The 12412-nt window shown below is 66.0% G+C and carries 12 protein-coding genes; 6 read left to right on the top strand and 6 right to left on the bottom strand.

From position 1 onward, the window contains the following. Window positions 1-10: 10 nt before the first annotated feature. Both QQ25_RS12025 and QQ25_RS12020 read right to left on the bottom strand, forming a co-directional pair. On the bottom strand, window positions 11-883 hold the full coding sequence (locus QQ25_RS12025) for an ABC transporter permease (protein ID WP_039378906.1): 873 nt from the start codon (window positions 881-883) through the stop codon (window positions 11-13). After that, window positions 883-2934, bottom strand: a complete 2052-nt coding sequence (locus QQ25_RS12020) for a dipeptide ABC transporter ATP-binding protein (RefSeq protein WP_082017511.1) — start codon at window positions 2932-2934, stop codon at window positions 883-885. Before QQ25_RS12020 ends, QQ25_RS12025 begins: the two co-directional genes overlap by 1 nt. A 223-nt stretch (window positions 2935-3157) precedes the next feature. Between QQ25_RS12020 and QQ25_RS12015 the strand changes: the two genes are divergently transcribed. From QQ25_RS12015 to QQ25_RS12005, 3 genes are all read left to right on the top strand, one after another. Next, window positions 3158-3835 (top strand): TetR/AcrR family transcriptional regulator, encoded by a 678-nt coding sequence (locus QQ25_RS12015; RefSeq protein ID WP_039318671.1) that lies wholly within the window; start codon window positions 3158-3160, stop codon window positions 3833-3835. A gap of 10 nt (window positions 3836-3845) precedes the next feature. Then, a complete protein-coding gene (locus tag QQ25_RS12010; protein WP_039379852.1) occupies window positions 3846-4121 on the top strand; it encodes a YciI family protein in 276 nt (91 codons plus the stop codon). Window positions 4122-4292: 171 nt separating this feature from the next. Then, window positions 4293-5342, top strand: a complete 1050-nt coding sequence (locus tag QQ25_RS12005) for an NAD(P)-dependent alcohol dehydrogenase (protein ID WP_039378905.1) — start codon at window positions 4293-4295, stop codon at window positions 5340-5342. Between the two features lie 63 nt (window positions 5343-5405). On the opposite strand, the gene QQ25_RS12000 is transcribed toward QQ25_RS12005, so the two are convergent. Further along, the gene (locus tag QQ25_RS12000) at window positions 5406-5756 is read right to left on the bottom strand and encodes a DUF3349 domain-containing protein (protein ID WP_039378904.1); all 351 of its coding nucleotides are present in this window, start codon (window positions 5754-5756) and stop codon (window positions 5406-5408) included. 144 nt (window positions 5757-5900) lie between these two features. On the opposite strand from QQ25_RS12000, the gene QQ25_RS11995 reads away from it, so the two are divergent. Continuing rightward, on the top strand, window positions 5901-7352 hold the full coding sequence (locus QQ25_RS11995; protein ID WP_039318245.1) for an LLM class flavin-dependent oxidoreductase: 1452 nt from the start codon (window positions 5901-5903) through the stop codon (window positions 7350-7352). 15 nt (window positions 7353-7367) lie between these two features. On the opposite strand, the gene QQ25_RS11990 is transcribed toward QQ25_RS11995, so the two are convergent. Beyond that, the gene (locus QQ25_RS11990) at window positions 7368-8741 is read right to left on the bottom strand and encodes an alpha/beta hydrolase (RefSeq protein WP_039378903.1); all 1374 of its coding nucleotides are present in this window, start codon (window positions 8739-8741) and stop codon (window positions 7368-7370) included. 144 nt (window positions 8742-8885) lie between these two features. On the opposite strand from QQ25_RS11990, the gene QQ25_RS31340 reads away from it, so the two are divergent. Together QQ25_RS31340 and QQ25_RS11980 are read left to right on the top strand one after the other, a co-directional pair. Further along, window positions 8886-9272, top strand: a complete 387-nt coding sequence (locus QQ25_RS31340; protein WP_039378902.1) for a hypothetical protein — start codon at window positions 8886-8888, stop codon at window positions 9270-9272. Then, window positions 9269-9730: a hypothetical protein gene (locus tag QQ25_RS11980; protein WP_234711898.1), complete on the top strand. Its 462-nt coding sequence runs from the start codon at window positions 9269-9271 to the stop codon at window positions 9728-9730. The genes QQ25_RS31340 and QQ25_RS11980 overlap by 4 nt, the downstream gene beginning before the upstream one ends. Before the next feature lie 22 nt (window positions 9731-9752). Here QQ25_RS11980 and nrdF read toward each other — a convergent pair whose 3' ends face one another. Both nrdF and QQ25_RS11970 read right to left on the bottom strand, forming a co-directional pair. Further along, window positions 9753-10715: a class 1b ribonucleoside-diphosphate reductase subunit beta gene (gene nrdF, locus QQ25_RS11975; protein ID WP_036477774.1), complete on the bottom strand. Its 963-nt coding sequence runs from the start codon at window positions 10713-10715 to the stop codon at window positions 9753-9755. 75 nt (window positions 10716-10790) lie between these two features. Beyond that, window positions 10791-12341 carry a flavin-containing monooxygenase gene (locus tag QQ25_RS11970; RefSeq protein ID WP_039378901.1) on the bottom strand — a complete coding sequence of 517 codons (1551 nt, stop codon included), beginning with the start codon at window positions 12339-12341 and terminating at the stop codon, window positions 10791-10793. Window positions 12342-12412 lie beyond the last annotated feature (71 nt).

The raw sequence follows: 12412 nt of genomic DNA, 5'->3' as shown, positions 1-12412 counted from the left end.
GCGCAAGCGCTCATCGGTGGCTCTTCATCAGGTTGCGCAGGCAGTCCCCCGCGACGTTCCCCACGAGCGCCAGCACCAGGACACCGAGGCCCGGCATCACCGGAATCCACCACTGCTGCAGGAAATAACTGAGGTTGCGGGCCGAGTCCGCACCCAACTCAGGTGCCGGGGCCGACTGTCCCAGACCGAGGAACGACAGTGCGGCCACGGTGAGGATCAGGGTGCCCAGGTCCAGGCTGGCGGCGACGAAGGCGTTCGGCAGCGCGCCGGGCAACAGATGGCGCGTGGCGAGCCGGAAACGGCTCACCCCGGCCAGTTTCGCGGCCTCGACATGGGGCCGGGCGGCCATCCGGGCCACCTCGCCGCGTACCAGCCTGGCGTAGAACGGCCACCATACGATCGACACCGCGATCAGGGTGTGCACGAAACCCGGTCCGAGTGCGGCGACAACGGCGATCGCGAGCACCGGCGCGGGCAGGGAGAGAAACGCATCGGTGATGCGCATCAGCATCGAGTCGATCCAGCCTCCCGACGTGCCGGCGATCAAGCCCACCAGCCCGCCGATCAACAGGCCGACTACCACCACGACCAGTGCCGCGAACCAGCTCGAACGTGCGCCGTAGAGCACTCGCGACAGAATGTCGCGGCCGACGCTGTCCGTGCCGAGCAGGAATCCGTTCTTGCCCGGAGCCTGCAGTGGCATACCCACCGGGGTGAGTGGGTCGTGCGGGGCGAGTATCGGCACCGCGACCACGAGCAGGGTCAGCACGATCACCGTCGAGAATCCGGCCCAGTTCAGAACCGTGGAACGCGGCCACGACCAGGACAGCCGGCGGCGTGCACCACCACGGGCCAGAGTGGGGAATGCGATCGCTATCGCCATCAGACGGCCCGCCTTTCGATACATGCCACGAGATGCGGATTGCCCGGTGTGCCTTCCAACCGGACGTCGAGTTCGCCACCGCCGCACGCCGGTACCGCGATCGGGCATCGCGGATGGAATGCGCAGCCGTCCGGCGGTGACAGTGGGCTCGCGGGTTCGCCGGACAGCACACGTGATTCGCGGCCCAGGTCGGGTATCGCGTCGACGAGGGCCCGGGTGTAGGGATGGGCGGGGTCGCCGATGACGCGATCCGCGGGGCCGATCTCGACGATGCGGCCCAGATACATCACGGCGATCCTGTCGGCCACCACCCGGGCCACCGACAGGTCGTGGGTCACGAAGACAACTGACATGTCCAGGCTGCGGCGCAGATCCCCGATGAGATTCAGGACGGACGCGGCCAGCGACACGTCGAGCGCACTGGTCGGCTCGTCACACAGCAGCACCGAGGGTGGTACGACAGTCGCCCGCGCCAGCGAAACCCGTTGACGCTGACCGCCGGACAGCTCCCCCGACCGTGCCTTTGCCACCTCGGCAGGCAGGCCGACCCGTTCGAGCACCTCGCTCACGGCGGTGCGACGCTGAGCGGCTGACATCTTGCTTCCGCGCAGCCGTTCCGCGATCAGCTCCCCCACCGACAACCACGGCGTCAGTGAGGCGCCGGCGTCCTGGAAGACCATCTGCGGCCGTTCACCGCCGGCCAACCGGACAGATCCCGACGTCGGACTCTCCAGTCCGGCGATGATCCGCAACAGTGTCGACTTGCCCGAGCCGCTCTCGCCCACCAGCGCCACGGATTCTCCCTGGCCCACGCGCATCGTCACGCCGCGCAGCGCGTGCAGCTTTCCGCGATTGTCGGCCGAACGGTCCAGCCATCGCCGCGACACCGAGAACGTCTTGGTGATGTTGGCCAACGCCACCGCCGGTGACTGCTCACCGCTGCCCTGCTCCTTGGCCGCGAACAACACCGCAGTGCCGGCCCCCGCGGTGCTCGATGTGGCCGCGATGTCGGCCATGGGCCGGATGCAGGCGCTGACCCGTTGGGGTGCAACGACAACAGGCTCCGGTGCTGATGTCGCGCAGTCGCCGATCGCCGCTGTGCAGCGCGGCGTGAATGCACACCCGGCCAACGGCGCGGCCGGGCTGGGCACCGCGCCGGGCAGGGCCGCGAGCATGCGGTCACGGGGGGTATCCAAGGTGAGCCGGCTGCCGAGCAGTCCATGGGTGTAGGGATGGGCGGGGCGGGCCAGGACCTCGGCGGCAGGACCGATTTCGGCGATGCGCCCGGCGTAGAGCACGGCGATGCGATCGGAGATCTGCGCGGCCACGCCCAGGTCGTGGGTGATCAGTACGATGCTGCAACCGATCTCGTCGCGGAGCCGCTGAAGCAGCCGCAACACCTGGGCTTGAACGGTGACATCCAGGGCGGTCGTCGGTTCGTCGGCGATGACCAGTTCGGGATTCCCTGCGACCGCCATCGCGATCATCACGCGTTGACGCAGCCCGCCGGAGAGTTCGTGTGGGTATGCCCGCATGCGGCGCTGGGGTTCGGGAATGCCGACCGCGGTGAGCAGACGCAGCGCCTCCTCCTCACCGCCGGCCGCCTCCGCCACCTGCTTGCCGATCCGCATCGTGGGGTTGAGCGAGGTCATCGGATCCTGGAACACCGCACCCAGATCGAGGCGGCGCACCTTGCGCAACTCCTTGTTTCCGCTGTTGACCATGTCGGTATTCGCCACCCGGACCGTTCCGCCGATCACGGCGCTCGTGGGCAGTAGACCGAGCATGGTGAAACCCAGAACTGTTTTCCCGGAGCCGGATTCGCCGACCAGGCCAATGATCTCGCCAGGGGCGATCGTGAGGGAGACACCGCGTAGCGCATGGATGTCGTGGCCGTTGCGACGGAAGGTCACGTGCAGGTTGTCGATGGTGGCGATCGGTTGAGGCGGTGAGAGTGGCGATGCCCCAGCACATGTCGGCGAGCTGTCATCCGCGGGTTCGCTGCGACCGAGATCCGCGGGGAGGGTGACGTCGATCGTGGCCTCAGCCATCGTGGGCCTCCCAGAAGCGATTTGGCAATTCCGCGTCACCACCCTGTGCCGCAGCCTGTCGAGCGACAGTTTTCACCGATGGCGACGTCGTCGGGTGTCACAGGCGTTAATGAGGTGTAAAGGAATTGACGGGTCCGGTAACTGTCAGGTGTCGCGCGTTTCTATCGAGTGACCGATACCCGCCGAGCTGGCCCTTTGTCACCCAAAGGCCAACCATGGCTCTATGGCAGGACGACCTCGGGTGAACGCCCAGCGCCGACACGGCGACACCGCTCGTGACGAAATCCTCGATGCCGCAGGGGAATTGTTCACCACGACCGGCTACTCAGGAACCTCGACGCGGGCCATCGCCGAAGCGGTCGGTGTCCGCCAGGCATCGCTGTACCACTACTTCAAGACCAAGGACGACATCCTGTGCGCCCTGCTCGAGCAGACAGTCGCGCCGACCCTGGAGTTCATCCCGAGCCTGCTGGGCAGCGAGCCCGCCTTGACCGCCGACGAGCATCTGCACGCATTGGCCGCTTTCGACGGCGCTCAGCTGATGTCGGGTAGGTGGAACCTCGGTGCGCTTTATCTGCTGCCGGAATTGCGGGAGGCAAAGCTCGAACCGTTCTGGTCGGACCGCGAGCGGTTGCGGCTGCACTACCTGTCGTTGAGTCGGGCGCTGAGTCGGCGGACCGGAATTCACGAAGCCGCCGGGGACCTCCCGTTCCGGCTCGTCGAATCACTGGTCAACGTGTGGTCGATGCCGGCGGGGCCGGAGCGTGCAGCGATGCCGTTTCATGTCGCGGATGCCTGTATCCGGGTGCTGGGCATCCCCGACGTCGCCACGTCAGCCCTACGCACACGTAGCCGTCGGGAGATCGAGAGGCACAACAGGGCGTCCGCATCCGCCCCGTAGGGTGCTGTTCATGTTCCACGTGCTCACCACGACATACCTGAAACCCGTCGATGTCGTCGACCAGACCCGCCCTGCCCACGTCGCGTGGCTCAAGGAAGAAGTGGCGGCAGGCCGCATCCTGCTGGCGGGCCGTCTGGAGACGGCGACGGGCGCCGTGCTGATCACCGGCGACCTCACCGACGAGGAAGTCGAGGATGTCATCGCCCGCGATCCCTACACGTTGGCCGGGCTGATCCGCTGCGAGCGCCTGTCCTTCAACGGATCGGTCCGCGCGCCCGGGCTGTGACCTGTCCCGGGGTCATCCCGGCCTGGCGATCCGGGATATATGTCACACCGGATCGCGGGATTACCGCCCCAGCCTGCGTCGTTGCACCCTGCGGACTGCCTCTCAGGCAGTAGTCAGTTAACCGGACTAATCTTTTCCGGGACACACAGACGACGAGCAAAGAGGGCTTTGATGAGCACTGTTTATGCCTATGCCGCCAATTCGGCGACCGAACCGCTGACCAAGACCACCATCACCCGCCGCGAGGTAGGGCCGCATGACGTGGCATTCGACATCCATTTCGCCGGTATTTGCCACTCCGACATCCACACCGTGAAGGCCGAGTGGGGCACCCCGAACTACCCGGTGGTGGCCGGTCATGAGATCGCCGGCGTCGTCACCGCCGTGGGCTCGGAGGTCACCAAGTACAAGGTCGGCGACCACGTCGGTGTCGGCTGCTTCGTCGACTCCTGTCGGGAGTGCGACAACTGCAAGGCCGGGCTGGAGCAGTACTGCACCGGCGGCGGCATGATCGGCACCTACAACGCGATCGGTCGCGACGGCACCCCGACCTACGGCGGCTACAGCGGCGCGATCGTCGTCGACGAGAACTACGTCCTGCGTATCCCCGATTCGATTCCTCTGGACAAGGCCGCTCCCCTGCTGTGCGCCGGCGTCACACTCTTCTCGCCGCTGCGGCACTGGGAGGCCGGGCCGGGCAAGAACATCGCCGTCATCGGCCTCGGTGGCCTGGGCCACATGGGCGTCAAGCTTGCGCACGCGATGGGCGCGCACGTCACCGTGCTGTCGCAGTCGCTGAAGAAGATGGAAGACGGCCTGCGCCTGGGCGCCGACGAGTACTACGCGACCAGCGACCCGGACACGTTCACCAAGCTGGCCGGCCGCTTCGACCTGATCCTCAACACCGTGTCGGCCAATCTCGACCTCGGCGCATACCTCGGCCTGCTGAAGACCGACGGAACCCTGGTCGAACTCGGCGCGCCGGAAAAGCCGCTGGTGGTGCCGTTCTTCCCGCTGGCTGCCTACCGCCGCAGCCTGTCCGGTTCGATGATCGGCGGCATCCCGGAGACCCAGGAGATGCTCGACTTCTGCGCCGAGCACAACGTGACCCCCGAGATCGAGGTCATCCAGCCCGACTACATCAACGAGGCCTACGAGCGCGTGCTGGCCAGTGATGTGCGGTACCGCTTCGTGATCGATACCGCCTCGCTGCGCGGCTAGTCGAAACCACGTCAACGCCGGGGTTTGCAGTCACCCAGTGACTGCGATCCTCGGCGTTGTGCGTTATGTGCCCTCAGCGTCGGGGGTCGGGTCTGCCTCAAGGTCGACGCCGGCGAGCGGCCATCCTGCGGCGGCCAGTCGGGCCGCCACTCGTTGAATGTTCTCCGGCCCGGCGTCGTGGTGGGCGACCTCGGCGATGAATTCCGCGATGTCGTCGCGCTCGATGGGGTCGTCGATGTCGGCGGGCGCCGAGGCCTCGGCGATATTGCGCACCACCTCGGCCACCTGCTCTTCGGTGAGCGGCGTGGCCCGCAGCAGCGCGAGCAGGGGCACCCGATCGGTGCCCGGGACGCCTTCCGGGTAGCCGGCGCGCAGCCAGTTCAGGACCGAGATCAGCAGCGACTTTGTGGACACCCGGCTAAGTTACGCGGTTGTCCGGCGAGCCCTCCACTGGAGGAGTCGACAGTTGGGTGGCCATTCATACCTGATTCACCGCCAAAACAATCCCCCTGAGCGCAACCGGTGACTGCCCGGTGGCCGCCCGGCATCCTCGGCACAGTGACCCGCGTGATCCGTTTCAATGCCTTCGACATGAACTGTGTCGCCCACCAGTCGCCCGGTTTGTGGCGTCATCCAGAGGACCAGTCCTGGCGTTACAAAGACATCACCTACTGGACCGAGCTGGCGAAGTTGTTGGAACGCGGGCGCTTTGACGGCCTGTTCATCGCCGACGTGCTGGGCACCTACGACGTGTACGGGGCCAGCGACGAAGCGGCGATCCGCCAGGCCGCGCAGATCCCTGTCGGTGACCCGATGCTGCTGGTGTCGGCGATGGCGCTGGTCACCGAGAACCTGGGCTTCGGAATCACCACCGGAACCGGATTCGAGCATCCGTATCCGTTCGCCCGGCGCATGTCGACGCTGGACCATCTGACCAACGGCCGGGTGGGCTGGAATGTCGTCACCGGGTATCTGCCTGCCGCGGCACGCAATATGGGGCAGACCGACCAGCCGGCCCACGACGCGCGCTACGACCACGCCGATGAGTACCTCGAAGTGCTCTACAAGTTGTGGGAGGGCTCCTGGGAGGACGGTGCGGTGGTGCGTGACGCCGAACGCGGCGTCTTCACGGACCCGGCCAAGGTGCATCACATCGGCCATTCCGGCACCCACTTCAGCGTGCCCGGCGTCCACCTGGCCGAACCGTCACCGCAGCGCACACCGGTGATCTACCAGGCCGGCTCGTCGCCGCGCGGGGTGCGCTTCGCCGCCGAGAACGCTGAGGCCATCTTCACCGCCGCGCCCACCAAAGCGCTTCTGCGCGAGACGGTTTCCACCATCCGCGCCGAACTCGAGCTGGCCGGACGAGACCCGTACTCGGCCAAGATCTTCAACCTCACCACCATCATCACCGCCGACACCGACGAAGCCGCCCACGCCAGACACGCCGAGTATCTGGCCTACGGCGATCCCGAGGGTGCGCTGGTGTTCATGTCCGGCTGGATGGGCGTGGACTTGGCCCAGTACGGCCTCGACGAGCCGATCGGCAATGTCGACTCCAATGCAATCCTGTCTGCCGTCAAGGCATTTCAGTCGGCCTCGGACAAGGGTGGTGAGTGGAACGTGCGCGATATCGCCGAGTGGGGTGAGATCGGCGGCATGGGACCGCGCATCGTTGGCTCGGGTGTACACGTCGCCGACACCCTGCAGGAGTGGGTCGAGGAGACCGACGTCGACGGTTTCAACCTGGCGTATGCCATCACACCCGGATCTTTCGCAGAGTTCATCGAGCACGTCGTACCCGTGCTCACCGAGCGCGGCGCCTACCAGACGGCGTATGCACCGGGCAGCCTGCGCAACAAACTGCTGGGTCAAGGCGATCGTCTGGCCGATGAGCATCGCGGTGCCAGTTACCGTGTGGGAGGGGCGAACTCGACGATCATCGAGCGTCCGTCGACACTGCCCTCGTCCTCGGCGTCGACAGCCGCCCAACCCGCACGAGGCCGCTGAATTCTCCGAGAAACTCTAGCGCGGGGCCGCCTGGACGCTGGTGGGTTGTTGGCCCACCGACGATGACGGCAGCTCGGTCCGGGCAACGCCGGGTGTATTGAGCTGACCGGCCAGCCACGGCAATGCGGTGCCGAAAGCGTTTGCGGCGAAAGCCCAGTCGTGGCGTCCCGGCGCGGTCTGCACCGAGCAGGTGATCGCGGTGATCCGGGCGGCCTCGCACAACGTGGTGGCAGCGGCATCCTGGCCCTCGGGGTTGGCCGTGGGGTCATGGGTTACCCCACCGTGGTGCGGCACCTCGAACCACGCCGTGACATCGGAATACGGGCCGTGGCGGCGCATGATGGTGACCGGGTCGTACGAGGCCCAGGCGTCGGCGTCCCCACCGAACAGGCGAGTGATCGTCTGTGCCTTGTCGCCCGCATTCGGGCGCAGGTCACCGGCGATGTCGATGAATGATCGGAACATGTCCGGGTGCATCAGGGTCAGGTCCACCGCGCAGGTGCCGCCCATCGACCATCCGGCGATCCCCCACCCGTCACGATCAGGACGCACCCCGAAGTTCGAGATCAAGTACGGCACAACGTCTTTGGTGAGGTGGTCGGCGGCATTGCCCCGAACGCCGTTGACGCACTCGGTGTCGTTGGTGAATGAGCCGGTGGCGTCGACGAATACGAACACCGGGGCATTGCCGTCGTGTGCGGCCGCGAATCCGTCGAGGATGCCGAGCACGTTGCCCGCGCGCAGCCAGTCCGCCGGGGTGTTCAGCTGTGAGCCGATCATCATGACCGTCGGCAGCTGCGGCGGCGGATTGTCGGCGAACCACGCCGGTGGAAGGTAGACGAGTTCACCGCGGTGGCTGAAGCCTGACGCCTCGGAGTCGATGGTCACCGGGACCAGGACGCCGCTCGGCGGCCGGAAGTGGGCGAGCTGCATCTTCGTCACGGTCAACCGGTCGGTCTGCCCCGGCAGCGGTCTCGAGGTGAGCTGCTTCCACAGCCCGTCCACCGTCGGGAAATATCCGACCCACATGTTGAGTGTGAGTCCACAGGCCAACCCGCAGGCCCCGACGGCGGCCACGGAAGCGGTGCGCCGCCACCATCGTGCGCTCACCCAACCCAGCAGTGCGACGCCGACAGCCAGGGCGGTCAACGCGATCCAGATCCACAGCTCCGGCGGCCCCGCGTTACCGGCCACTCCGATCGAGTCGATGTACCAGTAGGTCACACCTGCGAGCAACACGGCAGCCGCCACCAGCGCCGGCAACGTCCGCAAACGCCAGCGCGACGAGCGCCAGCCCACGGCAGCTCCCAGCACCAGTGCGGCGATCGCCTGCACGGCAAACGGGAACCAGCCGTGGATCAGTGAGATCTGCGCAATCAGCCGGTGCATCGGTTCACTTCATATCAACGCGGGCTGTCAGCTCGCTGAGTGGATTCTGCGCGAGCCGCCCGCGGCGCCACCGCGGCCATTCCTGCCTTATCGTGGGCCGTTTCGTCGTACCTTGAAGCAAATCCGAGACGCGGGAGGGCCGGCATGACAGGTACGACCAGGATGGCTGTGATCTGTGCGGTGGTCGCCGCGACATTCGGCGTCGCCGGGTGCGGGGGTTCCACCTCGTCGACCACCGAGTCCGCCACCACCTCCGCGGGCGCTACGTCGGCCACTGCCACCACGAGCGCGGCGCAGGCACCGACGGCGACGCCGTCGAAGGTGTCGGCCAACACCGCCAGTGAGGATGAGATCGCGTCAGCGCTTGAGGGCGCCGGGGTGAGCAACCCGGAACGGTGGGCCGAAGAGGTGGTGGAGTATCGGCCCTACCCCGCCGACGACCCGAACCTGACGAAGTTGCGCGACAACCTGGCCAAGTACAACCCCGGGCAGGAAACGGTGGACAAGATCGTCGCAGCGCTGACGCCGTGACACCGCGCCGAGTGACGCTCGTGCGGCGCGGCCTCTACATCATTGCGGTATTAGGCGTCGCGGCAACGGCTTTCGAGCTCGCGACCGAGCAACACTGGAACAGCACGGAGCAGTTGATCCCGTGGGCCGCCCTGGCGGTGCTCACCTGCGCGATCGTGTTGGCGCTGCTGCCGGCGCGCGCCGCCCATTTGGGTGCGCGCCTACTCACTGTTCTCGTCATCGCGGCGTCGGCCTACGGCGTGATCGACCACATCACGGTCAACCACCACTCCGGGCCGCTGGACCAGCGCTATGCGGCGCAGTGGGATTCGACGTCCACAACGCAACAGTGGTGGTACGCGGCAACCAAAGGCGTGGGCCCGACACCACCACTGGCACCGGCCGTACTGGCCCAATCAGCCTTGCTGGTGTTGTTCGGCAGCCTGCTGACGCCACGACGGGCCGAACCCGAACCCTAGATCACCTGCTCGTGCGAGAAGGTTAGAAGTCCCAGTCCTCGTCTTCGGTGTTGACGGCCTTGCCGATCACATACGAGGAACCCGAGCCCGAGAAGAAGTCGTGGTTCTCGTCGGCGTTCGGCGAAAGTGCGGACAGGATCGCCGGATTCACGTCGGTCTCGTCCTTGGGGAACAGCGCCTCGTACCCGAGGTTCATCAGCGCCTTGTTGGCGTTGTAGCGCAGGAACTTCTTGACGTCCTCGGTGAGGCCGACCTCGTCGTAGAGATCCTGGGTGTACTCGACCTCGTTGTCGTAGAGCTCGAAGAGCAGCTCATAGGTGTAATCCTTGAGCTCCGTACGCTTTTGCTCGTCGACCAGGGCCAGACCACGCTGGTACTTGTAGCCGATGTAGTAGCCGTGCACGGCCTCGTCGCGGATGATCAGCCGGATCATGTCGGCGGTGTTTGTCAGCTTGGCCCGGCTGCTCCAGTACATCGGCAGATAGAAGCCCGAGTAGAACAGGAAGCTCTCCAGCAGTGTGGAGGCCACCTTGCGCTTCAGCGGCTCGTCACCCTTGTAGTACTGCATGACGATCTCGGCCTTGCGCTGCAGGTTCGGGTTCTCCTCCGACCAGCGGAACGCGTCGTCGATCTCGGCCGTCGAGCACAGCGTGGAGAAGATGTTGCTGTAGCTGCGCGCGTGCACCGACTCCATGAAGGCGATGTTGGTGTAGACGGCTTCCTCGTGCGGGGTGAGCGCGTCGGGGATGAGGCTGACGGCGCCGACCGTGCCCTGGATGGTGTCCAGCAGGGTCAGTCCGGTGAACACCCGCATGGTGAGCTGCTTCTCGTGGGCGGTCAGCGTGCCCCACGACGGGATGTCGTTGGACACCGGCACCTTCTCCGGCAACCAGAAATTGCCGGTGAGCCGATCCCAGACTTCGGCGTCCTTCTCATCCTGGAGGCGGTTCCAGTTGATCGCTGACACACGGTCGATCAGCTTCATGCCTTCGCTCACCGGAACCTCATTTCACCAGGTCGTTGTGTTTGCCGGACAGTCCCCACGACACTACCCCTGGGGCTAATGGCCAGCGGTGACCGCAACACCTTGTGTTTTCGTGTCGCGTGCCTCATGGATGAAATCGAACTCTTCCGGGTCCAGCTTGCGCGTTGCCAGCCAGTACTGCCAGGTCATGCCGCTCCACAGGGTCCGGTTGACACCGTGGTTGTCCATGTACCAGCTCCGGCAACCTCCGGTGTTGAACACCGTGTGGGCCAGGTCGTGCTGTAGCTCGGTGTTGAACTCGGCCTGGGCGCGGGGGTTGGGTGAGAGGGCCTGGGCGCCGGCCTTGTCGACGGCGGCGATCGCTTGGCCCACGTAGCGGATCTGCTGCTCGATCATGAACACCACCGAGTTGTGCCCGAGCGCGGTGTTGGGGCCGAGCAGGAAGAACAGGTTGGGCATGCCCGACACGGCGACACCGCGGTGAGCGGCCATCCCCTCCCGGTTCCAGCGGTCCACCAGGTCCTCGCCGCCGGCGCCCTTGATGTCGACATAGGTGTAGGAGTCGGTGACATGGAACCCGGTGGCGAACACCACCACATCGACCGGATGCTCGACGCCGTCGGCGGTCACGATGCCGGTCGGGGTCATCCGGCTGATGGACTCGGTGATCACCTGCGTCCTGGGATTGGCGATCCCGCGGTAATAGGTGTCGGAGTTGAGGATTCGCTTACACCCGGCGCGGTAGTTCGGGGTGAGTTTGCGGCGCAGCTCGGGGTCTTTGATGCTGCGGTTGATGTTGTAGCGGCCCATCGCCTCGCCGATCTTGAGCAGCCAGGGCTGCTGCGTCATGGCGAAGCCGACGCCCTCGTGGATCCAGTAGATGGCGGCGCGCATTGCCGCCCGGGTGCCGGGCACATAGCTGAATGTGCGCCGAATCCATTGCGGGAACTTGTTGTTCACCCGTGGCATCACCCACGGCGGGGTGCGCTGGTAGAGGTGGAGCTCTGCGACGTCCTTGACGATCTCGGGGACGATCTGGATGGCGCTGGCACCGGTGCCGATGACAGCGACGCGCTTGCCCTTGATGTCGACGCTGTGATCCCACTGCGCGGAATGGAAGGCCGTACCTCCAGCGGCCGAGTATTCCTCGCGTCCTTCGATGTCGGGGATCTGCGGGATGTGCAGGCCGCCGGCGCCCGACACCAGGAACTGGGCGATGAATTCCTGCCCGGTATCGCTGAACACGTGCCAGCGCAGCTCCTGGTCGTCCCAGTGCGCACGGTCCACGTGGGTGTTGAACCGGGTGTAGCGGCGCAACCCGTACTTGGCGGCCACACCCAGCAGGTAGTCCTGAATCTCGGGCTGGAACGACCACATGTGGCTCCAGTCCGCCTTCGGCTCGAAGGAGAACGAGTACATGTGGGACGGGATGTCGCAGGCGCACCCCGGATAGGTGTTGTCGCGCCACGTGCCGCCGAACTCGCCGGCCTTCTCCAGGATGAGGAAATCGACGCCTCGGCGTTGCAGCTCGATCGCCATTCCCATTCCCGAGAACCCGCTGCCGATGATCAAGGTGCGGGTCTGGATTGGTTGCTGACCCTGCGGCGAGGGTTGGGCAGCCGTCATAGCTCAGGTCCCTTTCTGGGAACGGCGGTACCGGATACTTCCCAGTCTCCGGACCTGGGACCCGACTGTCA

The organism is Mycolicibacterium setense (assembly GCF_000805385.1).
GTDB lineage: Bacteria > Actinomycetota > Actinomycetes > Mycobacteriales > Mycobacteriaceae > Mycobacterium > Mycobacterium setense.
This window is presented reverse-complemented; position numbering and strand designations above follow the sequence as displayed.

What these genes read in the sequence shown, in the direction of transcription:
- QQ25_RS12025 (WP_039378906.1), bottom strand. Translation starts at nt 883, where the DNA reads ATGGCGATAGCGATCGCATTCCCCACTCTGGCCCGTGGTGGTGCACGC.
- QQ25_RS12020 (WP_082017511.1), bottom strand. Translation starts at nt 2,934, where the DNA reads ATGGCTGAGGCCACGATCGACGTCACCCTCCCCGCGGATCTCGGTCGC.
- QQ25_RS12015 (WP_039318671.1), top strand. Translation starts at nt 3,158, where the DNA reads ATGGCAGGACGACCTCGGGTGAACGCCCAGCGCCGACACGGCGACACC.
- QQ25_RS12010 (WP_039379852.1), top strand. Translation starts at nt 3,846, where the DNA reads ATGTTCCACGTGCTCACCACGACATACCTGAAACCCGTCGATGTCGTC.
- QQ25_RS12005 (WP_039378905.1), top strand. Translation starts at nt 4,293, where the DNA reads ATGAGCACTGTTTATGCCTATGCCGCCAATTCGGCGACCGAACCGCTG.
- QQ25_RS11990 (WP_039378903.1), bottom strand. Translation starts at nt 8,741, where the DNA reads ATGCACCGGCTGATTGCGCAGATCTCACTGATCCACGGCTGGTTCCCG.
- QQ25_RS31340 (WP_039378902.1), top strand. Translation starts at nt 8,886, where the DNA reads ATGACAGGTACGACCAGGATGGCTGTGATCTGTGCGGTGGTCGCCGCG.
- nrdF (WP_036477774.1), bottom strand. Translation starts at nt 10,715, where the DNA reads ATGAAGCTGATCGACCGTGTGTCAGCGATCAACTGGAACCGCCTCCAG.
- QQ25_RS11970 (WP_039378901.1), bottom strand. Translation starts at nt 12,341, where the DNA reads ATGACGGCTGCCCAACCCTCGCCGCAGGGTCAGCAACCAATCCAGACC.